The sequence below is a fragment of the Paenarthrobacter sp. NPDC091669 genome (assembly GCF_044756725.1).
In the GTDB taxonomy this organism is placed as follows: Bacteria; Actinomycetota; Actinomycetes; order Actinomycetales; family Micrococcaceae; genus Arthrobacter; species Arthrobacter bambusae_C.
Map to the genome: position 1 here is coordinate 53,747 of NZ_JBIVTK010000001.1, position 20,800 is coordinate 74,546.

Below are 20,800 nucleotides of genomic sequence, written 5' to 3' on the forward strand. Positions count from 1 at the left end.
ACCCCAAGAGAACCAAAGGACTTCCGATGACTCACAGCCCAGCCACACAGCAGTACAGAGAGAAGCAGGCTGGGGACCTGCGGCCCGGAGATTTTGTCTATCCACCCGGCGACGGGCCAGCCGCTGAAATTGCCGGCATCGAGGTGCAGAACGACGATTACGGCGTTGCCGCGTTGCTGCTGGTGACAATGGTCGACGGCGGCTCGGTGCGGATCGCTGTCGGGTCCAGTGTCCCTGTGGGAGACGGGGCTGATGCTGGCGTGGTTGCGGACAGCACGGACGGCGTAGGTGCTGACAGCGCTCCCGACTCCAGTACCTCCGCAGAAGGAGGCCCCGACGCCTCCACCGAACCCGCCGTCGTCGTGCCTCCCCGCCCGGAAACGCCGCCCACGTACACCCGCCCCAGCGCCGAAGAGTTGGCCCTGATCCCCGAACCGGATGGCACTCCGGAGGCCGTGGTGAGCGCCGCAGCGGCCAACCACAAGGGCAAGAACGGCGTCCAGGTCCTGGCGGACCGCCTGACCAAGGGCATCAACACCAAGTCAGGCAGCTGCCTCCGGGATCTCAGCAACCTGGCGTTCGACCTCTGCATTGTGCTGCGCGATCCGGACCATGCCCTGGCTGTTGCGGACCTGCTCAACGTGCTGCCCTTTGACGGCAACCTGGACCGCTGGGCGTCCATTGAGCGGGCGCTGGCACTGTCCAGTTTCATCTGCCGCGAAGCCGGCCAAAGTGATCGTGCTGCGGTTTACGAGAAACTGCTGCGGGCACCCGAGTCCCAGGAAGAAGACCCGTTCAAGGCCCGGATCAACGCCCGGGTGAGGCAGCGCTCGCTCAACGAACCCAACCTGTACGACAAGGAAATCTTCCGCGCGATCGACAACGGCAACCACGAGGCCGAACGTGATTGGCGGTTCCTGCGGCTCGAAGCGCTGATGTTCCTGCGCGCCCACGGCGGCTCCAAGACCATCGGCGAAGACGAGTTGGCCCGTCGGATCAGCAACGAACTCGAATCGGTGCGGGCCTAGATTTCCGGACCCACCGATTCGGGGTATTTCAAGACCTGTTATGTGGGCGCGAACGGCGGTAGATTCGGGGCCATGACGAACAATCTGAGCGTTGTGATTAATGCCGACGCGCAGCAGGTTTGGACAATGCTGCGTGAACCGTCGCTGGTGGCTCAATGGCACGGCTGGGAGGCCGATGATCTCACCGACGAAATCAAACAGATCTACTTCAACACCGATGTCGTGGAGGGGCCCGATCACACCAGCCTGACCGTCAATGGCGGCGATGTCTTTGAGCTCCACCCCGTCTCTGGCGGCACGGAAGTGCGCGTCACCAGGGCGGCCCTCGACCACGATTCCGAGTGGGCTGAATGGGACGAAGACATCACCCAGGGCTGGCTCACGTTCCTGCATCAGCTGCGCTTCGCCTTGGAGCGGCACCCGCATGGGCACCGCCGGACGCACTTCATTTCGCTTCCGGGCAAGGGCGGGCCGGCGATTGAGAAGCTGGGGCTCGGGGATTTGCCGCCCGTTGGGGAGGAATACTCGCTCACCCTTTCCACTGGCGAGAAGATCTCCGGAAAGGTTTGGTTCAAGAGCCGGCACCAAGTGGGGCTCACCGTCCACAGCTACGCCGAGCACGGGGACGGGCTGCTGATCGTCGCGGAGCAGCTGCCAATTCCCGACAAAAGGCCCGACGGCGGCTCCATGGTGATTGCCTCCACCTACGATCTGGGGGCCCACACCTTGGCAGATATCCGGTCGTCGTGGGACAACTGGAAGGCTGAGAGCTACGGGTCGTAGGGCTTTTTCGGCGGGTTGCTTCCGGTAAAGCTGGCACACTTGATAGCGTGCCAGCTTCCTCATCTGCCCCCGCATCTTCCCCTGCTCCCGCCCTGCCTGACTTGCCCGGGCTCGCTGCCCGGCAATCCGGGTTCTCCTTTTCGGTGGGCAAGCGCCTGACTGAAACGTGCCCGCCGTCGGACGCCCAGTTAGACGCCAACGGCGGCGCATTCCTGGGCCGTACCGGAACCATCACGACGCCGCACGGGACCATCCAGACGCCGGCGTTCATCGCCGTCGGGACCAAAGCCACCGTCAAAGCCGTCCTGCCGGAGTCCATCGCCGAACTCGGCGCGCAGGCTGTGTTGGCCAACGCTTACCATCTGTACCTGCAGCCGGGGCCTGAAATTCTCGACGCCGCGGGTGGGTTGGGCTCGTTCATGAATTGGTCCGGACCCACCTTCACGGACTCAGGCGGGTTTCAGGTGATGAGCCTGGGCTCGGGGTTCAAAAAAGTGATCGACATGAAGAACGTGGATTCGTCCGGGCCCGATGACGCAGTGGCCCCGGGCAAGGAACGCCTGGCCCACATTGACGATGACGGTGTCTGGTTCAAGTCGCACCTCAACGGGGACCGGCATCGCTTCTCCCCCGAGATCTCCATGCAGGTCCAACACCAGATCGGGGCCGACATCATGTTCGCCTTCGATGAGCTCACTACGTTGCAGAACTCCCGGGCCTACCAGGAGGAGTCGCTGGAACGGACACGGCTGTGGGCACTCCGATGCTTGGAAGAGCACGCTTCGTTGACGTCCTCGCGGGTGGGCAAGCCGTACCAGGCATTGTTCGGCGTGATCCAGGGCGCGCAGTATGAGGACCTGCGGCGCAAGGCCTGCCAGGATCTCGGCGCCATGCCTTTTGACGGGTACGGGATCGGCGGTGCGCTGGAGAAGGAAAACCTAGGCACTATCGTTCGCTGGTGCAACGAGGAACTTCCCGAGGACAAGCCCCGGCACCTCCTGGGGATCTCCGAGCCGGACGACATCTTCACGGCCATCGAGAACGGCGCCGATACCTTTGACTGCGTCTCGCCCACCCGGGTTGCCCGGAACTCCGCGTTTTACACGCCGTTTGGCCGCTTCAACCTGTCAGGTGCGCGCTACAAAACCGATTTCGGGCCCCTGCAGGACGGCTGCGACTGTTACACCTGCGTCAACTACTCGCGAGCGTACATCCACCACTTGTTCAAGGCCAAGGAGATGCTCTCCGCGACACTGATCTCCATCCACAACGAACGCTTCGTGGTGAAGATGGTGGACGACGCACGCTTGGCCATCGAAGCCGGGGACTTCTTCGAGTTCAAGGCGGAGACGCTGGGCCGGTACTACTCCTGACGGCTCGGCCGTTTCGATGGTTCGCTGCGCATTCGATGGTAGGAACCGTCTAATGCGCAGCGAGCCATCGAGATGGGCTCCCTTTGCAGACTAGACCGCCGCTACCCCGTAGCTGGGCTCGCGCTTCTTGATCCAGCCGACTACCAGAACGGTGACCGGGACGAACAGGAACTCCACGGCAGTCTTGTAGACGAAGCCAACCAGGGCGTAGTTCAGGAAGGAACCGAAGTCCGTGATGCCGATGACTGATGCGGCGATGCTGCAGAAGATCAGGGTGTCCACGAATTCGCCCACCACGGACGAGCCCATCAGCCGTGCCCACAGGGACTTCTCGCCGGTGCGGGCCTTCATCTTCACGAGGATCCACGAGTTGATGGTCTGACCTGCCAGGAAGGCAAGGAGTGAACCAAGGACGATCAGCGGCACGGGCCCAAGGGCGCCCTCGATGGCTGCCTGCTTGGCGGTGCTGTAGTCGTCACTGAAACCGGGCAACACGATGATGATCCAGTAGCAGAGTGAGGCAAAGACCGAGAGGGCAAACGAGGTGATGATGGCCTTGCGCGCCACTTTGAAGCCGTACACCTCGCTCATCACGTCGCCCAGGATGTAGGCGATGGGGAACAGGAAGAACCCGCCGTCAGTCAGGATTGGCCCGAGCGCGACGCCCTTGGAAGCGCCGATGTTGGACAGGATCAGCACCACGGCCATGATGGCCAGCATGATGCCGAAATACGGGGAGCCGATCGAAGCGAAGCGCGGAGTTGGCTTGCTCAATGTACTGGAGCCTGAGGGCGAGGGCATGGGTCATCCATTTCGTAGTGGTTCGCGCAGGCCCTTCTCCGTGAGACGCCCCGCTGTATTAGCACTGTGATTGGTGGGGCATATGGCCCGGCACCGGTTCCATTCTCCCACTCCTTCACCCCAACGCTCACTCACATCCCACGGGCTTGAACCCAACGCTCACTCACACTCACTTTTGAACACGTTCAGAAATATGTCATACTCAATCTTGAACACGTTCAAAACATCTCCCAGGGAGCGGCACCATGGCAGCAAAGAGTGAGCAGACCCGCCAATTAGTGGCCGATGTCGCGCTGAAAATGTTTCGCGAGGTCGGCTTTGAAAAGACCACCATGCGCGCCATTGCCCAGGAAGCCGGGATCTCCGTCGGCAACGCCTACTACTACTTCGCCTCCAAGGACGAGCTCGTCCAGGAGTTGTACATCCAAGTGCAGGATGAGCATGCCGTGGTGGCGGCGCAGGCGCTCAAAAACGTCCAGGATCTCGCGGGCCGCCTGAAGGCAGTGCTGCACACGGGCATCGACGTTATGGCGCCGTACCACCAGTTCGGTTCCGACTTCATCGCAACCGCGATTCGGCCGTCGTCGCCCGTCAACCCGTTCGGCGAAGCGTCCACCGCCGCCCGCGAGGCCTCGCTCGCGATCTTCCGGTCCGCCGTCGAAGGTTCCTCCCCTGCCGTCGCGAAGAAGCTGCGTGGCGATCTTCCCGAGCTGCTGTGGCTGGCGTACATGGGCGTCGCACTGTTCTGGGTTTACGACCAATCTGAGGGCCAGCGCCGTACGCGGAAACTGATTGACGGCGCCGCTCCGCTGGTGGCGCGCGGCCTGTCACTGGCGAAGATTCCGGGTGTCAGCAAGGTGTTCGACGATGTCCTGGGGCTCGTCCGGAACGTCAAGGAGGATGCGTGATGCCTCGGACCGTGGTGATCGCCGGTGCCACCGGCTTCATTGGCAGCTACTTCAAACGGCGGTTCCTTGAGGAGGGCTGGCAGGTCCGGACCGTTGGGCGGGACGCTTCGGCAGACGCGCAATGGAACGACGACGGCGCCATCACCAAAGTGCTGGACGGCGCCGAACTGTTGGTGAACCTCGCCGGACGCTCCGTGAATTGCCGGTACGACGAGCGGCATCGCCGGGAGATTCTGGACTCCCGGGTTCTCACGACTCGCATTCTTGGCGGCGCCGTGGCGGCGTGTGCCGAACCACCCCGGACGTGGATCAACTCCAGTACGGGCACCATTTACCGGCATGCGGAAGATGGTCCGCAATCTGAGGCTACCGGCGAATTGGGTAGCGGGTTCTCTGTGGACGTTGCCCGCGCCTGGGAGGACGAGTTGGCGGCGGCTGCTGTTCCTCGCACGCGGAAAGTGCCCCTTCGCATTGCTATTGTCTTGGGTGCCGGCGGTGTCATGGTCCCTCTCCGGAACCTGGCCAGGCTCGGTTTGGGCGGGCACATGGGGTTGGGCACGCAGAAGTTCAGCTGGATCCATGGTGAGGACTTGTTCCGTGTGGCGCTGTTCGTGCATGAGCATGGTGAGCTGACGGGGCCGGTGAACGCGGCGTCGCCCTACCCCGTGGACAACCGCGAGCTGATGTCCCTGGTTCGTCAAAGCCTGGGTGTGCCTTTCGGCGTCCCGACACCCGCTTGGCTGCTCGAGGCCGGTGCCGTTCTGATCCGGACACAGACCGAACTGGTGCTGAAGAGCCGCTGGGTAGAGCCCCGGAAACTGCTCGACGCCGGCTTCGCCTTTGAGCACCCAACCCTGGCCGGTGCCCTCAACGAGATTGCCAACGCGCACCCCAAACCCTCTCACACATAACCGCCCCTTGAGGCGAACCGTCTCTCACATCCCTCGGGTTTCCGGCGGACGCTCTTTCACATCAGTTAGGAAGGTGGCCATGAGCCAAGAACCATGGACTGACGAGGATGGGTACTCGTTGGCGACGAGAAGCCCATCCGCTGGGTGGCGCTATGGTCCGAAAGACCGGGTGGTGCTGGGTGGCAAGGGGCTGGCTATGGGAATTACCGTAGCGCACCTGACATTCTGCGTCTTATGGGGCGTCCAAGCACCGGGATGGGCCATCATCTTCTTCGTTTACAGCCTGCTCCCGGTGTGGGCCATTGGTGGCGCAGTGGGATCACTTCTCGGTTTGGCCCTGCGGCGAGTCCGGAATCAGTGGCTTCACGTTGCCGCGTTTTTCGCCGGGGGTTTGCTCATGTGCGCGCCATTTGGCGGACTTTCAGCGACCGGTCCGCTACTTTTCTCGTCGTCGATTGCCTTGGCCGCCGCCGTTGGCCGACTCGCCGCGTGGAAGCTCGTGCGGATCAACAACGCGGACCCGCTCACCGCGTAGTTCGCCTATGACTCATGGAAGACCTGATCACAGCCCGGCCCGACGCCCAAACCCGAGGGATGTGAGAGAGGGACGCAATCAAACCCGAGGGACCTGAGAGAGGGACGCGCTCAAGCACGCGGGACGTGAGAGAGCGTGCGTCCGGGCGCGTCAACGGATGCCTGGCCGCACCGCCGCCGTCCAGACAGAGCCCGCCGACCGCCGTCGGGACCCAACCGCCGTCGGGACCCAACCGCCGTCGAGCCTTGCCGTTCAAGAATCCGGGGCCGCATCAATGGCGATCCGAAACCTAAGGAAGTGTTAGGAAATCCCCCGCGAGCTAGGGCTGTGCCGTGCATCACCCATAGTTTGGAACATGTCCTCTTCACCTTGGAGGACCTTTCTTAGTCGACGAAGAGCCATGCGCAAGGACGCCATGAGCACCCGCTTCATGGACAGAACGAACTCATGCAAGACACGGCCGCCGCAAAACGCTGCCGTCCAGGAAGGTTCATTGATGAGCACCCAACAAGCTGCACCTCTGAGCGAAGCCGCCCAGACACGCAAAGCCGTGAGCAACATCCTCAAAGGCTCCGCAGGAAACCTCGTGGAGTGGTTCGACCTCTACGTTTATACGGTTTTCGCTGCGTATTTCCAGTCGCATTTCTTCAACTCTTCGGACGATCTTCAGGCAGGCCTCGAGGCGATGGCGGTCTTCTCGACGTCGTTCCTCATGCGTCCCATCGGCAGCTGGTTCTTCGGCCGCTATGCCGACCGCAAGGGCCGAAAGGCTGCACTGACGCTTAGTGTGACGCTGATGTCGGCCGGTTCGTTCGCCATCGCGATCCTGCCAACGCAGGACGTGATCGGACTGTGGGCCCTGATCCTGCTGGTGTTCATCCGCGTCGTGCAGGGTTTCTCGGTCGGAGGTGAGTACGGCACGAGCGCCACGTACATGTCCGAGGCAGCGACCGCCAAGCGCCGCGGCTTCTTCTCCAGCTTCCAGTACGTGACGCTGGTGGGCGGCCAGATGCTGGCACTCCTGGTGCTGGTGATCCTGCAGAACACCATGAGCAAGGAAGATCTGACGGCTTGGGGCTGGCGCATTCCGTTCGCTATTGGTGGCGTGGCTGCGCTGGTTGTTCTCTGGCTTCGCCGCTCCATGGAAGAGACCCTGTCATCCGATCAGCTCCGCGCAGCCCACGTCAAGGTTGAGGGCGAGGCACAGCCTGGCACCATGAAGCTGCTGCTGACCAAGCACTGGAAGCCGTTGCTGATCTGCATCGGCATCACCCTCGGCGGCACTGTTGCGTTCTACACGTACACCAACTTCATCCTGAAGTTCATGAACGATACGTCGGGCATCGCCAAAACCGATACCTCGGTCATCAACTTCTGGGCACTGTTCATCTTCATGCTCCTGCAGCCCGTGTACGGTCTGATTTCCGACAAGATCGGCCGCAAGCCGTTGCTGATCTGGTTCGGCGTCACAGGCGTCCTGTTTACTTGGCCGCTGCTGTCCACGCTGGCTGGTACCAAGGATCCGTTCATGGCGTTCCTGCTGATGCTGGGCGGCCTGCTCATGGTTGGCGGCTACACCTCCATCAACGCGCTGGTGAAGGCTGAACTGTTCCCGGCATCCATCCGCGCGCTCGGCGTAGGACTCGGTTATGCGATTGCCAACTCGCTGTTCGGCGGGACCGTTCCGCTGATCGGTGCGGCCCTGCAGAAGTCGGGCCAGGTGGACATGTTCTTCACCTACGTCACGGCTGCGATCTTCATCTCGCTGCTGGTGTACATCTTCGCGCTGAAGAACAAGAAGCCCACGCACTTGGACGCGGAGCAGGGCAACGCTTTTGTGACCAAGGGTGCTGCGAAGGGCGCCGTAAACGGCTCCGCGAAGGACGACGACGACAAGAAGGACCTCGTCAACGTCTGACCTGCTGCCTTGTGAGGCCCGTTCTGCGCGCTTTGGATACTCCGAAGAGCGCAGAGCGGGCCTCACAACGTTAAGCTCTAGTAGCGGAGCAGACCCGCGAATAAGCCCAGCAAGCCAAAGGAACCAGACCGTGCACGTGCTCATCGTCGAGGATGACGACGCCATGGCGTCGGCCTTGAGCGCGGCCGTCGCTTCGGCCGGCCATAAGCACACACGGGTGTCCCGCGGCGAGGACGCGTTGCTGGCGCACAGGCAGCACGAGGTCATCCTTCTGGACCTCGGGCTCCCCGATATGGATGGTCTGGACGTCCTGAGGAAACTCCGCCAGGTTACCCAGATTCCCATCCTGATCCTGACGGCACGAGATGACGAGAGAAGCGTTGTCCTGGGCCTCCGGTCCGGAGCTGACGACTATCTGGTCAAGCCCGTGAAACTCGTGGAATTGCTCGCCAGGATCGAAGCCGTCACCAGAAGAACCAACCGCTCCGGCCAGCAAACCCCCCACAACATCGTCCTTGGAGACCTGGAAGTAGACCTCGATCGCCGCATGGCCGCCGTCGGTGAACGGCAACTGGCCCTCACGGCAACGGAGTTCGACCTCCTGAGTCTGCTGGCCAGGAACGCGGGTTCCGTGGTGACGAGGGAGCAGATCCTGGACGCACTCTGGGGCGACGCTTTCCTGGCGCACTCCCGGTCCTTGGATGTGCACCTGACAGGCCTCAGATCCAAGCTCCAACTTCCCGGGTTCATCATCAACGTCCGGGGCGTCGGCTACCGCGTCGAGCAACCGTGAAAGCCCGGGTCCTCGGCATCCTGAGCCTGATGGTGGTGATCATTGTGGTGACGGTATCCAGCGTGATCCTGACCTCGGCCAGCCGGGAGCTCACACAGGAACTGCAGATCAACCGCGTGGCGGCCCTCAACCGCTTCGCGCAACTGGCCAGTGACGCCGCGCAGGACAACAACACAACCCAACTTCAGCGGGAGATGGACCGCTATTCCGACCTTTATGGCGAGGGAATCCTGATCCGGCTCCAGCAGGAAACCCTCCGCTCCGGAGGTCTCAGCGAGGACCATTCGGAGGTCAAGGACGCCCTCAACCGGGCAAGCCTCAACCTGAGCGACACCACGCTGAACCCCATCCGCGCTTTCGGTACCGGCAACGACTTCATCTCCAGGTCCTTCGGCACAGCCAGCCAGGTACTCGGAGAGGTGGTCCTTGAAGTCGACCTCGACGCAGCCCGGCAGAAGCTACGGGAGCGATGGCTCGCCGTCGTACTTGCCGCGGTGGCGCTGGGCGTGCTGCTGCTCGTGGCGGCATCGCGCATCACGGGGTGGGTTTTGCGCCCGGTCCACCGGCTCAGCAAGGCAGTCCACGAGCTCGAAGCCACGGGCAAAACCGGCCACCTTCCCGAAGCCGGCCCGCCGGAACTGCGGGAACTGAGCCGATCCTTCACGTCCATGGCGGATACGGTGACCGAGAGCATGGAGTCGCAGCGCCGGCTCATTGCCGATACGTCGCACCAGCTCCGGAACCCCGTGGGGGCGCTGCGCCTGCGGATCGATCTGCTGCAACTTGCCCTGCGATCCGAGCCCGACAAAGACGCGGCAGCCGGCGTGGTGGCGGAACTTGAGCGGGTGGAAGAAATGCTCGACGGCGTGCTGAAGCTCGCGACGGCGGAACACCGCGCCTTTGAGGGGTCTGCCCGGGCTGGAAAAGCACCGGAACGTCAACGGTTGGCCGTCATCGACCCGTACCCAATTCTGCAAGGCGAGGTTGAACGGGCGACGCCGGCCGCTCACCGCGCCGGATCAGAGCTCACCTTGGAGAGCCGTGCGTCAGAAGGCCAGATCGTCTGCGACCCCGACGACCTTGCGCACATGGTGGGTGAGCTCCTTGCCAATGCCATCAAGTACGCCCCGGGCGCCCGCATCACGGTGGCGGGCAAACCCACAAAAGGAGGCACCGCCGTCGAGATTTCCGACGACGGCCCGGGCCTCCCGTCCGATCAGCTCGCCGCGTCCACCACCAGATTCTGGCGGGCGCCGCAGCACAGCAAGATCCCTGGCAACGGGCTGGGGATGACCATCGTGGAACGGCTGGCGGAGGCGAACGGGGCGCGTCTGGTCCTGGAAACGCGGGAGCCCCATGGCCTGACGGCACGCCTTGAGTTCGTGAAACCGGAGGAGGACACGCATGCCTGAACCCCTCAAACTGTCCCGGCGAAATATCCTCCAAACAGCCTTGGTGTTTGGTGTAGGCGGCAGCCTGCTCGCTTCGACAGCAGGCTGCACCACAGAGGACCGCCCCCAGGAACTCACCGTTGCCGGCGGCGAATCGGGTGGCTTCTACCTTGAGTTCGCCACACTGCTCGCCGGGTTACTGCAGCGGGAAGGGGTCGCTGGGAGGGCAGTTGCCGTGACGACCGGCGGAAGCCTCGAGAACATTCAGCGGGTCTTTTCCGGCGAGGCGACACTCGCCGTCGCACTGGCCGACGCAGCAGCCCAAGCAGCTCCCGGCCAGGGCGAAAGCCAGTTGGTGGCGCTCGGAAAGGTGTACCAGAACTACGTCCACTGCATCGTTCGGGAGGACAGCGGGATCCGAACCTTTGCTGACCTCGCCGGGAAGACTGCGGGCGTGGGCGAGGTGGGCTCGGGAACCACCCTCACGGCCGGGCGCATCATTGCTGCCGCTGGGCTGTCTCCGGAAACTGCTGGGCCGGAGCGCACTCTGAAGCAAGTGAACCTCGGGTTGAATCAGGCGCTGGACGCCTTGAGGGACCGTTCCATTGACGTCATGATCCAGTCCGGCGGCGTCCCGACGGCGCCCATCGCTGCGGCAGCGCAGGAAACAGGTGTCCGTCTCCTCGACCTTTCAGAGTTCATCCCGGCGACCCGGGCTGCGTCGGGCTTCTTCTACGACCGCGTCCTCATCCCCGCGAACAGCTACGGGAACGCACCCGCCGCCTGGACCGTTGGTGTGGCCAACCTGCTCCTTTGCCGCAGGGACCTGGCCGAACACGTTGTCCGGCAAACCGTGGAACTCCTGGTGGAACAAGCCCAGGATCTGGTGCCGAAGTCCAGCACGGGCGTACAGTTCCTCAGCCCCGAAACACTGATCAATACCGCGGGCATCCCGTTGCATCCGGCGGCGCAGGCTGCCTACAGGGCGCTGCACGGCTGAGCCTCACCCCAGGAATCGGCGGGCAGCCGCGCAACTGGCAAAATGGACACCATGACTTCAGCCGTTGCCCCTGCCATTGCCCTGACCATCGCCGGCTCTGAAGCGACCGGTGGCGCCGGCGCGCAGGCGGACCTCAAGACTTTTCAGGAACTCGGAGTGTTCGGTATCGCGAACCTCACCTGCATCGTTTCCTTCAATCCGAAGGACAACTGGAACCACCGCTTTGTACCGGTGGACCAGCAAGTCATTGCAGATCAGCTGGAAGCCACGACGGCGGCATATGGCGCCGCTTCCGGCGCACCGTCAGTGTTGGACACTGTGAAGATCGGCATGCTCGGAAGCCCGGCAACCATCAGCGCGGTGGAAAAGGCATTGACCGACGGATCCTTCAAGCACGTGGTGCTGGACCCGGTCCTGATCTGCAAGGGGCAAGAACCCGGCCATGCCTTGGACACTGACCAGGCTTTGAAGGCGCAGATCCTCCCGCTGGCCACGTTCGTCACTCCGAACCATTTCGAGGCAGAGTCCCTTTCCGGGCTCACCATTAAAGACGAAGAATCATTGAAGGCCGCCGCCATCCGCATCCACGAGATCAGCGGCGCAGCAGTCCTCGCCAAAGGCGGGGTGCGGCTGGAAGGCCCGGACGCCGTCGACGTCTACTACGACGGCGGGACGCTGGAAGTCCTGCGCGCCCCAAAGGTAGGCGAAGTTGCCGTCTCCGGCGCCGGTTGCTCGTTGGCCGCCGCCGTGACCGCCGAGCTCGCGAAGGGTGCGACGCCCCTTGAAGCAGCACGGACTGCCAAGGCTTTCGTCACCGCCGGCATCAAGAACCGGGTGTCCTCCGGCGCTCCCTTTGATGCCCTGTGGCAGGGTGGGGCTCTGTCCTAGCCTCTCTCGATACAGACAAAGCAGCCGCCCCGGAGTGTTCCGGGGCGGCTGTTTTAGCGTGCGTGCGGTTTAGCGCGAGACCTTGCCCATGAGTGAGGCGATCGGGCGCAGGAACAGGGGCCGGGCCAGGAACCAGGCGGCTGCCGTGAAGACGATGGAAGCTGCGAAGATCCCGAAACCCCACCAACTGCTGGCGTCGTCGTTGGCGGCGTACATGTGGTTGAGGTTCCTCAGCGCACCTGTTGCCAGCACCAGCGTCACGTGGACGATCACGAACGCGACGAAGTAGATCATCACCGGGAAGTGGATCTTCCGGGCCAGCTCGATGGGGTAGAACTTGTTGATCGCGGCCTTCTTTGGCCATGCCCCGGACATCCGAAGGCCCGTGATGATGGCCAGCGGCGCGGCGATGAAGACCGTGATGAAGTAGGTCAGGAGCTGCAGGCTGTTGTAGTTGTTCCAACCGTTTTCAACGGGCCAGTTCAGGGATGCGTACTGCAGGCCGGCGGAGATTGCGTTGGGAAAGACGTCCCAGTTGGTGGGCACGATCCTCAGCCATTGTCCCGTGGCGAAGAGCAACACGATGAAGATGATGCCGTTCAAGACCCAGAGCGCGTCCAGGGTCAGGTGGAACCAGAGGTCCAGGCTGATCTTGGTAGGCGGGTTCTTGGTCTTGATGAAGCCCTTGTTGTTCCGCGTCCAGTTGGCCGCCGGGCGGGTGGTGGTCCGCACCTGCCAGCCCGAACGGATGATCAGGACGATGAAGAACATGTTGAGGAAGTGCTGCCAGCCAAGCCAGGCGGGGAAGCCCGTGGGGGCGCCTTCGGGAACGGCCGAGTGTCCGGGGTAGTCGGTGAGGAATTGCTGCACGGGCTGGAGAGTCCGGAGCCATTGCGCAACGAGCACGAGGATCAGTGCCACCACCAAAGCTCCTGCGGTGACGACGACGGGTTTGAACCACCTGTTCGACGTGATCCCGGACGACTTGCTTGAAACGGACATCAGGCCGCGTTCCTCTCTGGCTTGTTTGGCTGCGACCAGTTGGCGCTATATAGCGATTCAACCAGTTGCAGCCCGACGGTGAAAACGGCACCCGGGTTTCGGGGCGTCCGACGTCAAAAATCGCAGCATTCGGATACATGCCGCAATACATATTTCTAGAACAGACTTCCAGAATTATTTCCTGTTTTTCCTTAGCCAGTCAAGGCTTGATGTTGGCTATGTGGATTCTCTCGAGGGTAGGATTCCAGAAATAGGCGGTACGACACACCGGTCTACGCCCCGCTTGGGAGAGGAGCCTGCATGGTCCGCAAAACATCCGAAGTAGCCAGCACCACGGGCTCCTGGCAATGGACCCGAACAGCAGCCACCCAGCGCAATCTCCTGGACGCAGCCAGCGATGTATTCGTCGAGCATGGCTTCACCGATGCGAGCATCTCGGACATCGTGGCCCGCGCGGGATCCAGCGTAGGCAGCCTCTATCACCACTTCGGCGGTAAGACAGAACTCTTCCTTGCTCTGTGGGACGACTATCAAAACGAGCACGAGCGCCTGGTGGCCGCGGCAGTGGCCAAAGCCCGCAAAGGCGGCGAGAACGATCCCCTCGCGCTGTTCAACGTAGGCAGCCGCAGCTACTTCGACTACACCTGGAAACACCGCGACCTTGAGCGCGTGTTCATCGAAGGCGACACTCCCCCGGGCTTCGAGGTCCTACGACGCGAGCGCGGACGCGAATGGGTCCGCCAAAACACCGTGCTCCTGGGGGCCGGCGACGACACCTTGGGCCGCCTCACGGTCGCTGTCATCACGGACATCGTCACCGTGTCCGGGCAGGAAGTTGCCCTCAGCGCCACCAAGCACGAGGCCGACGAGGTTGTCCACGCCGCGGCGGTGCTGGTGCAGCGGTTGATCCGCTAGCGCGGGTCCGCCACCCAGCCCGTGAACAGCGGCATGCCGGTCTCCACGTGCACGATCTCGTAGTGGAACGGGTGGTCGAGGATCAGCTCACGTTGGGGTTCGGGCGCTGCGGCTGAGCCCACGGCGTTAAGCTGGGTGACGGCCGAGGCGATGGTCCCCTTCTCCGCAACCGTAATGTTGGCGGCCTGCGCAGCCTGAGTCAGTTTCATGTCCGGCTGAATGGCGTTGAAGTCCTTGTCCGTGTCCAGCATCTGGTTAAGCCCGAGTGTTTCGAAGACCTTCCGTAGGTCGAATGTTGTCTTGTGGTCCCACTTGGGTAGCTGAAGGTGGACCATATCCAAAGGGGCGCCGCTCAACCTGGCCGCCACCTCACCAAGCACCTCCGGAGAAACCGCAGCCGGACCAGCCGAACCCGACGCACCGCCGTCGGGCAGTATCAGCCGCATCACGAAGCCCTCGGCGTACGGCAGGTCCACGGCTTTCCACCCGGGGCCTCCTGCGTAGGCCAGCCCCAGCAGGGCGCTCATGGCCGGAACCTCGACGACTTCCCCGCCAGCCTTGGTGAAAGGCGCATCCCAGGTGTCGCTTGCGTCGAACGGCGCCTGCCAGGCAGCTGCGAAATAGAGCGTGTTGAGCAGGCTGAAGGTGTTCTCGGGATCGTATTGTGCGGGTGCTTCCTTGATCCGGCCCCCGGTGTTCCCGCTGACCCAGCGATCGATGGCCGGTTTGGTCACCGCCTCATCTTTGAACGACACCGGGTACACCCCCGTGCCGAAATGTTTGGCGAGCGTGGAAAGGAAGGCTTCGCCGGTGGGCACGCCTTTGTCCACGAACAGCCCGTTGGCAGCATGCATCACTGGTTTGCGCGGCGGGTCGTCTTCGTCCACCGAGCCGGGGTCGCCGTCGAACTTTTCCAGGGAGGCGAGCAGTGCGTTCATCGCTTCGTCGCGCCCCTCGGCGGGCAACCCCAGCGCTGAGTCCATCTCCGCGGCCGTGGCACCCGAGGCACCCGCGCGGAGCATGCTCAACGCGATCAACAGGCTTGCCGGCGATGACACGACGTTTCCGTTGGATGAGTCGCCGCCATCGGCGAGCAAGGCGGCACCGAGCTTGCGCGCGGACGCGTTGAAAGCTACAAGCTGCGCAGAGTAGTCCGCCGATTGAACCGAAGCCCGTGTCACGCCGTCGGCGGTTAAGAGCCCGACGTCGGCTGTTTGGGGCGCGCAGGCACTGAGAGTCGCAGAACCGCTCACCATGGCGGCTGCCGCGATGGCCGCGGCCACCTTACGGACTGAATTCATGGCGCATCCCCCTGCTTGGCGTTGTCCTCACATGGTGCCCCTTTTGACGTCCGAACTCACGCGAAGTGAGAGGGGGATCGCCAAATGTTGCCGGAATGTGAGAGAGGGATCCGCTCAAGCACGCGGAATGTGAGAGAGGGTGGGGGTCAGCGCTCGGAGTGGGCGGCCAGGAAGCTGTACACCTCGGTCTCGTCCACGCCAGGGAAGGCGCCGGGAGGCATCGCGGCGAGCAGGTGCGAATGGGCCCGGGCGGAGGGCCACGCGTTGCCCGCCCACTCGTTGGCGAGGGAGGCCGGCGGCCGTTTGCAGCAGTTGGGATCGGGGCAATTGGACGTGGCCCGGGCTGTAGTTTCCCGGCCGCGGAACCACTTCACGTGCTGATACGGGACGCCGATGCTCAAGGAAAATTCACCGGCAGCCGAGCGCTCTGTCCGCGCCGTACACCAGTAAGTGCCCGATGGCGTGTCCGTGTACTGGCTGTAGGCGCTGAACTTGTCCGGCACATCGAACACCGCACGCGAGGTCCACGCTTTGCACGATGGCTGCCCTTCAATGGCCCCGGTGTGGTCCTGCGGGAACGTGACGCCGTCGTTCTCGTACGCCTTGTAGATGATGCCGGACTGGTGGGTCTTTTGGAAATGCGTGGTGATGCCCAGGTGCTTGGTGGCCAGGTTGGTGAAGCGGTGGGCGGCAGTTTCGTAGGACACGGCGAAAGCATCGCGAATGTCCTCCACGGCGATTTCCTTGGCGGCCTTGGCCTTCTGGAGGAACTCCACCGTTGCCTGTTCCGGCAGCAACAGAGCCGCGGCGAAGTAGTTGGTGGCCACACGTTGCGCCAGGAAATCGCCGTAGTTCCGCGGAGTTTCATGCCCCAGGACGTAGTGGCCCAGCGCCTGCAGGAGGACTGACCGGGGATCGTGATCCTGGCGTTGGTTCTGCGTCAGATAAATTCTGCGGTTCTTCAAGTCCGTCACGGACCGTGTCGAGTGCGGCAAATCGCCCACATGGTGCAGGGAGAATCCAAGGTTCTCGGCGATGTCCGCAATCACGTGCTGGCTCAGCGGCCCGGCGGTGTAGCCAACCCCTTTGAGGACCTTTTGCGCCTCGGCCTCATACTCGGGGAAATAGTTACCGCGCTCGCGCATCATGGCACGCAACTCGCCGTTCGCGCGGCGGGCTTCTTCCGGCGTCGCAACTTGCTCATTAAGTTTGCGTTCGAGCTCCTGAAGCAGCCCCACCTGTGACTCCAGCACGTCCAGCGGAAGCCGCGAGCTGATGCGGATTTTCGGCAGGTTGAGGGACTCATAGAGCGGCCCGCGCTGGTACCGCTCGAGCTCGATTTCCAATGCCGCCCTGCGACTCGGCGGCTCGGCCCCCAGCAGCTGGTCGATGCTCACATTCAGTGACGCGGCCAACTGCTGCAGCAATCCCAGTTTGGGTTCCCGCTTGCCGTTTTCAATCAGGCTCAGCTGGCTCGGTGCGGTCCCGACGGCGGCACTTAAGTCGTCCAGCGTCAGCCCGGCCTGCTTTCGCAGGTGCCGCACGCGGCGGCCAAGGCTGATGACGTCCAGTTCAGGGGACGCAGGCGACAACGACGGCGATGCGACTTCACGATTCCAGCTCACAGGCGACATTTCTTGAGAATACGCGAAGAAGTGCGTTTCTTTCCATAGTTTTCCTCTAGTAACCCTCTTGGAAGTGCAGAAAAGTAGGACTTACGAAAAAGAAATACAGATCCCGGACAAGCCGGCCGATGCAGCAAAGGCGCAGCGGAGGCCGGCCCGGGCACCACATAGGAGATCAAAAATGACCGCATCATTTGAACCCGCAGAGCAGTCCGCAGAGCAGCAGGCCGCAGCGCTGGAACTTGAATGGTCCGCCAACCCGCGGTGGGAAGGCGTCACCCGTGATTACTCGGCTACTGACGTCGTCCGCCTCCGCGGTCGCGTCTCCGAAGAACACACCTTGGCCCGCCGCGGTTCGGAGAAGCTGTGGAAGCAGCTTACCGAGGAAGCTCCCACCGGCGGTTACACCAATGCTTTGGGCGCACTGACGGGCAACCAGGCCGTGCAGCAGGTCAAGGCCGGCCTCCGCGCGATCTACCTCTCCGGCTGGCAGGTGGCAGCAGACGCCAACCTCTCAGGCCAGACCTACCCGGACCAGTCCCTGTACCCGGCCAACTCGGTACCCCAGGTGGTCCGCCGCATCAACAATGCCCTGCTCCGCGCAGACCAGATCGAATACGCCGAGGGCGTCAAGACTGTCGAGGACTGGCTGGTCCCAATCGTCGCCGACGCCGAAGCAGGCTTTGGTGGCCCGCTGAACGCCTACGAACTCATGAAATCCATGATCACCGCCGGCGCCTCCGGCGTTCACTGGGAAGACCAGCTCGCTTCCGAAAAGAAGTGCGGCCACCTGGGCGGCAAGGTCCTGATTCCCACCCAGCAGCACATCCGGACCCTGAACGCAGCCCGCCTGGCAGCCGACGTCGCAGGCACCCCCACCGTGGTGATCGCCCGCACGGACGCCGAAGCGGCAACGCTGATTACCTCCGACGTTGACGAGCGCGACCAGGAATTCACCACCGGCGAGCGTACCGCTGAGGGCTTCTACAAGGTCCGCAACGGCATCGAACCCTGCATCGCCCGTGCCAAGGCCTACGCACCGTACTCCGACCTCATCTGGATGGAGACCGGCACCCCGGACCTGGAACTGGCCCGCAAGTTCGCCGAATCGGTCAAAGCCGACTTCCCGGACCAGATGCTCTCCTACAACTGCTCCCCGTCCTTCAACTGGCGCAAGCACCTGGATGACACCACCATCGCCAAGTTCCAGCGCGAACTCGGTGCCATGGGCTTCACGTTCCAGTTCATCACCCTGGCCGGCTTCCACGCCCTGAACTACTCCATGTTCGACCTCGCCCACGGTTACGCCCGTGAAGGAATGAGTGCCTACGTCGAGCTCCAGGAAAAGGAATTCGCCTCAGAGTCCCGCGGCTACACCGCTACGAAGCACCAGCGCGAAGTCGGCACCGGCTACTTCGACGACATCGCCACCGCGCTCAACCCGAACGCATCCACCCTCGCACTGGTCGGATCGACCGAAGAGGGCCAGTTCCACTAACCACTTACGACGGCGGTCCCCGGCTCCGCTGCCGGTCGTCACCTCCGGCCTACAGACCGGCAACGCTCTGCCTGCGGAGGTCGAACAAGGCAATCCTCCGCGTGCTATTCCCCGTCCCCGCCGATAGACCTCGCAAAGCTCGGTCGACGGCGGGGACAGGGCCCCTTTTACGCACGCTTCCGGATCACCTTGTTCGACCGTTGGGTCGATCGGTATCGGGGAGGCAGGCACCAGGCCGAAGAGGCCGGTATTGCGGCAGCCTGCGTAAAAGGGCCCCCTTATCAGGGTTTGTCCTCGCTCAGCGAGGTCAGACCCGCATAAGGGGAATAGCAGGCAGAGCAATTCCGGTCCGAAGGCCGGACCCAACCCGGCACCCAAGCCAGCCAGGCGCCGCCGTCGAACATTTGCTTCTCAAGGAGATTGAAATGAACAGCTTCACTGACAACTTCACTATCAATGGCATCACTATCACCGCGCAGCCCATGTGCCGGCAGAACGAGGTCCTCACGCCGGACGCCCTTGAGTTCATTGGCAAGTTGCACAGGGCTACGGCGGATCGTCGTCAGGAGCTGATGCAGGCACGTCATGCACGCCGCAACCAGATTTCCAGTGGGCAGGACCCGCGGTTCCTGCCGCAGACTGAGGGCATCCGGAATGACCCGTCCTGGCGCGTGGCTCCCCCGGCACCGGGCTTGGAGGATCGTCGCGTGGAGATCACGGGTCCTGTGGATAAGAAGATGACCATCAACGCCCTGAACTCCGGCGCGAAGGTCTGGCTCGCTGACATGGAAGACTCGTCCACGCCGACGTGGCGCAACGTGATCCAGGGGCAGCTGAACCTGACCGATGCTTTGGAGCGGCGCATCGATTTCACCTCCCCTGAGGGCAAGGAATACAAGCTCAAGGCTGCCGGGGACCTGCCCACCATCGTGGTCCGTCCTCGTGGCTGGCACCTGCCGGAGAAGCACCTGCTGATCGACGGAAAGCCGATCGCCGGCGGCATTGTGGACTTCGGGCTCTTCTTCTTCCACAACGCCCGCCGCCTGCTGGCCCAGGGCAAGGGCCCGTACTTCTACCTGCCGAAGATCGAGAACCACCTTGAAGCCCGGCTGTGGAATGACATCTTCGTCCTGGCCCAGGACCTGCTGGGTATCCCGCAGGGCACCATCCGTGCCACGGTGTTGATCGAAACCATCACGGCCGCGTTCGAGATGGAAGAGATCCTCTACGAACTGCGGGACCACGCGAGCGGTTTGAACGCCGGCCGGTGGGACTACATCTTCTCCCTGATCAAGAACTTCCGTACCCGCGGCCCGCGTTTCGTGCTCCCGGACCGCGGCCAGGTGACCATGACCCAGCCGTTCATGCGTGCTTACACGGAGCAGCTGGTCAGGGCATGCCACCGTCGTGGTGCCATGGCCATTGGGGGCATGGCGGCTGCTGTTCCCAACCGCAAGGACGAGGCAGCCAACACCGCTTCGTTCGAGAAGGTCCGTGCGGACAAAACCCGCGAGGCCAACGACGGCTTTGACGGTTCATGGGTGGCCCACCCGGACCTGGTGCCGGTATGCCGGGAAGTGTTCGACTCAGTTCTCGGAAACCGCCCCAACCAGTTGGATCGCTCCCGCGAGGATGTCACCCCCGATGACCGCGCGCTGATCGACATCGCCAGCACCGAGGGAACCATCACCGAGGGCGGGGTTCGCCTGAACATCGAGGTAGGCATTCGCTACATCGAGTCCTGGCTGCGGGGCAACGGGGCTGTGGCCATCCACAACCTCATGGAAGACGCCGCCACCGCGGAGATCTCCCGGTCCCAGTTGTGGCAGTGGATCCACTCCCACGCCATCATCGAGAACGGTGACGTCATCACCCGTGAATGGGTAGAGGACCTCCTGGACGAGGAATACGCCCGCCTGGAACGCTTCGACGGAGACCGGTTCGCGGATGCCCGCGCCATCTTCGAAGAGGTCACCCTGGCCGAAGAATTCCCCACCTTCCTGACCATCCCCGCGTACGCCCGTTTCCTCACCGAGGCCCGTGAAGAGGCCACGCAGGAGGAACTCGTCGCCGCCTAGCTTTTCACTGGCCAGCGACACACCAAGCCCCGACGCTGGGCTGCCTGCACTC

The 20,800-nt window shown here is 63.0% G+C and carries 18 protein-coding genes; 14 read left to right on the forward strand and 4 right to left on the reverse strand.

Annotated features, from left to right (window positions below; all coding sequences use genetic code 11):
• Positions 1-26: 26 nt before the first annotated feature.
• The 3 genes from ACIQLI_RS00235 (at position 27) to tgt (ending at position 3,184) form a co-directional block, all read left to right on the forward strand.
• Complete coding sequence (locus tag ACIQLI_RS00235) at positions 27-1,028, forward strand: DUF6707 family protein (RefSeq protein WP_400383789.1); 1,002 nt, start codon at positions 27-29, stop codon at positions 1,026-1,028.
• 72 nt (positions 1,029-1,100) lie between these two features.
• Positions 1,101-1,811 carry an SRPBCC domain-containing protein gene (locus ACIQLI_RS00240; protein WP_354229146.1) on the forward strand — a complete coding sequence of 237 codons (711 nt, stop codon included), beginning with the start codon at positions 1,101-1,103 and terminating at the stop codon, positions 1,809-1,811.
• Positions 1,812-1,858: 47 nt separating this feature from the next.
• Positions 1,859-3,184: a tRNA guanosine(34) transglycosylase Tgt gene (gene tgt, locus ACIQLI_RS00245; protein WP_400383793.1), complete on the forward strand. Its 1,326-nt coding sequence runs from the start codon at positions 1,859-1,861 to the stop codon at positions 3,182-3,184.
• Positions 3,185-3,274: 90 nt separating this feature from the next.
• On the opposite strand, the gene ACIQLI_RS00250 is transcribed toward tgt, so the two are convergent.
• Complete coding sequence (locus ACIQLI_RS00250; RefSeq protein ID WP_400383796.1) at positions 3,275-3,985, reverse strand: queuosine precursor transporter; 711 nt, start codon at positions 3,983-3,985, stop codon at positions 3,275-3,277.
• 245 nt (positions 3,986-4,230) lie between these two features.
• Here ACIQLI_RS00250 and ACIQLI_RS00255 point away from each other — a divergent pair, with 245 nt between their 5' ends.
• From ACIQLI_RS00255 to ACIQLI_RS00290, 8 genes are all read left to right on the forward strand, one after another.
• Positions 4,231-4,893: a TetR family transcriptional regulator gene (locus ACIQLI_RS00255; RefSeq protein ID WP_354229140.1), complete on the forward strand. Its 663-nt coding sequence runs from the start codon at positions 4,231-4,233 to the stop codon at positions 4,891-4,893.
• Entirely contained in the window at positions 4,890-5,804 is a 915-nt protein-coding gene (locus tag ACIQLI_RS00260; protein WP_400383798.1) for a TIGR01777 family oxidoreductase, read from the forward strand. Before ACIQLI_RS00255 ends, ACIQLI_RS00260 begins: the two co-directional genes overlap by 4 nt.
• A 79-nt stretch (positions 5,805-5,883) precedes the next feature.
• A complete protein-coding gene (locus tag ACIQLI_RS00265; protein ID WP_400383801.1) occupies positions 5,884-6,339 on the forward strand; it encodes a hypothetical protein in 456 nt (151 codons plus the stop codon).
• 496 nt (positions 6,340-6,835) lie between these two features.
• A complete protein-coding gene (locus tag ACIQLI_RS00270) occupies positions 6,836-8,257 on the forward strand; it encodes an MFS transporter (protein WP_400383803.1) in 1,422 nt (473 codons plus the stop codon).
• Between the two features lie 130 nt (positions 8,258-8,387).
• Positions 8,388-9,050, forward strand: coding sequence for a response regulator transcription factor (locus ACIQLI_RS00275; RefSeq protein ID WP_354229129.1), 663 nt, complete (start codon positions 8,388-8,390; stop codon positions 9,048-9,050).
• On the forward strand, positions 9,047-10,462 hold the full coding sequence (locus tag ACIQLI_RS00280) for a sensor histidine kinase (RefSeq protein ID WP_400383806.1): 1,416 nt from the start codon (positions 9,047-9,049) through the stop codon (positions 10,460-10,462). Before ACIQLI_RS00275 ends, ACIQLI_RS00280 begins: the two co-directional genes overlap by 4 nt.
• The gene (locus ACIQLI_RS00285) at positions 10,455-11,441 is read left to right on the forward strand and encodes a TAXI family TRAP transporter solute-binding subunit (RefSeq protein WP_400383808.1); all 987 of its coding nucleotides are present in this window, start codon (positions 10,455-10,457) and stop codon (positions 11,439-11,441) included. Before ACIQLI_RS00280 ends, ACIQLI_RS00285 begins: the two co-directional genes overlap by 8 nt.
• 51 nt (positions 11,442-11,492) lie before the next feature.
• Positions 11,493-12,329 carry a hydroxymethylpyrimidine/phosphomethylpyrimidine kinase gene (locus ACIQLI_RS00290; protein WP_400383811.1) on the forward strand — a complete coding sequence of 279 codons (837 nt, stop codon included), beginning with the start codon at positions 11,493-11,495 and terminating at the stop codon, positions 12,327-12,329.
• Between the two features lie 69 nt (positions 12,330-12,398).
• Here ACIQLI_RS00290 and ACIQLI_RS00295 read toward each other — a convergent pair whose 3' ends face one another.
• Complete coding sequence (locus ACIQLI_RS00295; protein WP_400383814.1) at positions 12,399-13,331, reverse strand: cytochrome b/b6 domain-containing protein; 933 nt, start codon at positions 13,329-13,331, stop codon at positions 12,399-12,401.
• Between the two features lie 300 nt (positions 13,332-13,631).
• On the opposite strand from ACIQLI_RS00295, the gene ACIQLI_RS00300 reads away from it, so the two are divergent.
• The gene (locus ACIQLI_RS00300; protein WP_400383817.1) at positions 13,632-14,246 is read left to right on the forward strand and encodes a TetR/AcrR family transcriptional regulator; all 615 of its coding nucleotides are present in this window, start codon (positions 13,632-13,634) and stop codon (positions 14,244-14,246) included.
• Here ACIQLI_RS00300 and ACIQLI_RS00305 read toward each other — a convergent pair.
• Together ACIQLI_RS00305 and ACIQLI_RS00310 are read right to left on the reverse strand one after the other, a co-directional pair.
• Positions 14,243-15,547 carry a serpin family protein gene (locus ACIQLI_RS00305; RefSeq protein ID WP_400383820.1) on the reverse strand — a complete coding sequence of 435 codons (1,305 nt, stop codon included), beginning with the start codon at positions 15,545-15,547 and terminating at the stop codon, positions 14,243-14,245. The two genes, ACIQLI_RS00300 and ACIQLI_RS00305, sit on opposite strands and share 4 nt — an antisense overlap.
• Positions 15,548-15,693: 146 nt before the next feature.
• Complete coding sequence (locus ACIQLI_RS00310) at positions 15,694-17,181, reverse strand: helix-turn-helix domain-containing protein (RefSeq protein ID WP_354229113.1); 1,488 nt, start codon at positions 17,179-17,181, stop codon at positions 15,694-15,696.
• Positions 17,182-17,353: 172 nt separating this feature from the next.
• Between ACIQLI_RS00310 and aceA the strand changes: the two genes are divergently transcribed.
• On the forward strand, positions 17,354-18,670 hold the full coding sequence (gene aceA, locus ACIQLI_RS00315; RefSeq protein ID WP_354229111.1) for an isocitrate lyase: 1,317 nt from the start codon (positions 17,354-17,356) through the stop codon (positions 18,668-18,670).
• A 425-nt stretch (positions 18,671-19,095) separates the two neighbouring features.
• Positions 19,096-20,748 (forward strand): malate synthase A, encoded by a 1,653-nt coding sequence (gene aceB / locus ACIQLI_RS00320; protein WP_400383823.1) that lies wholly within the window; start codon positions 19,096-19,098, stop codon positions 20,746-20,748.
• The last annotated feature ends 52 nt before the right edge of the window (positions 20,749-20,800 follow it).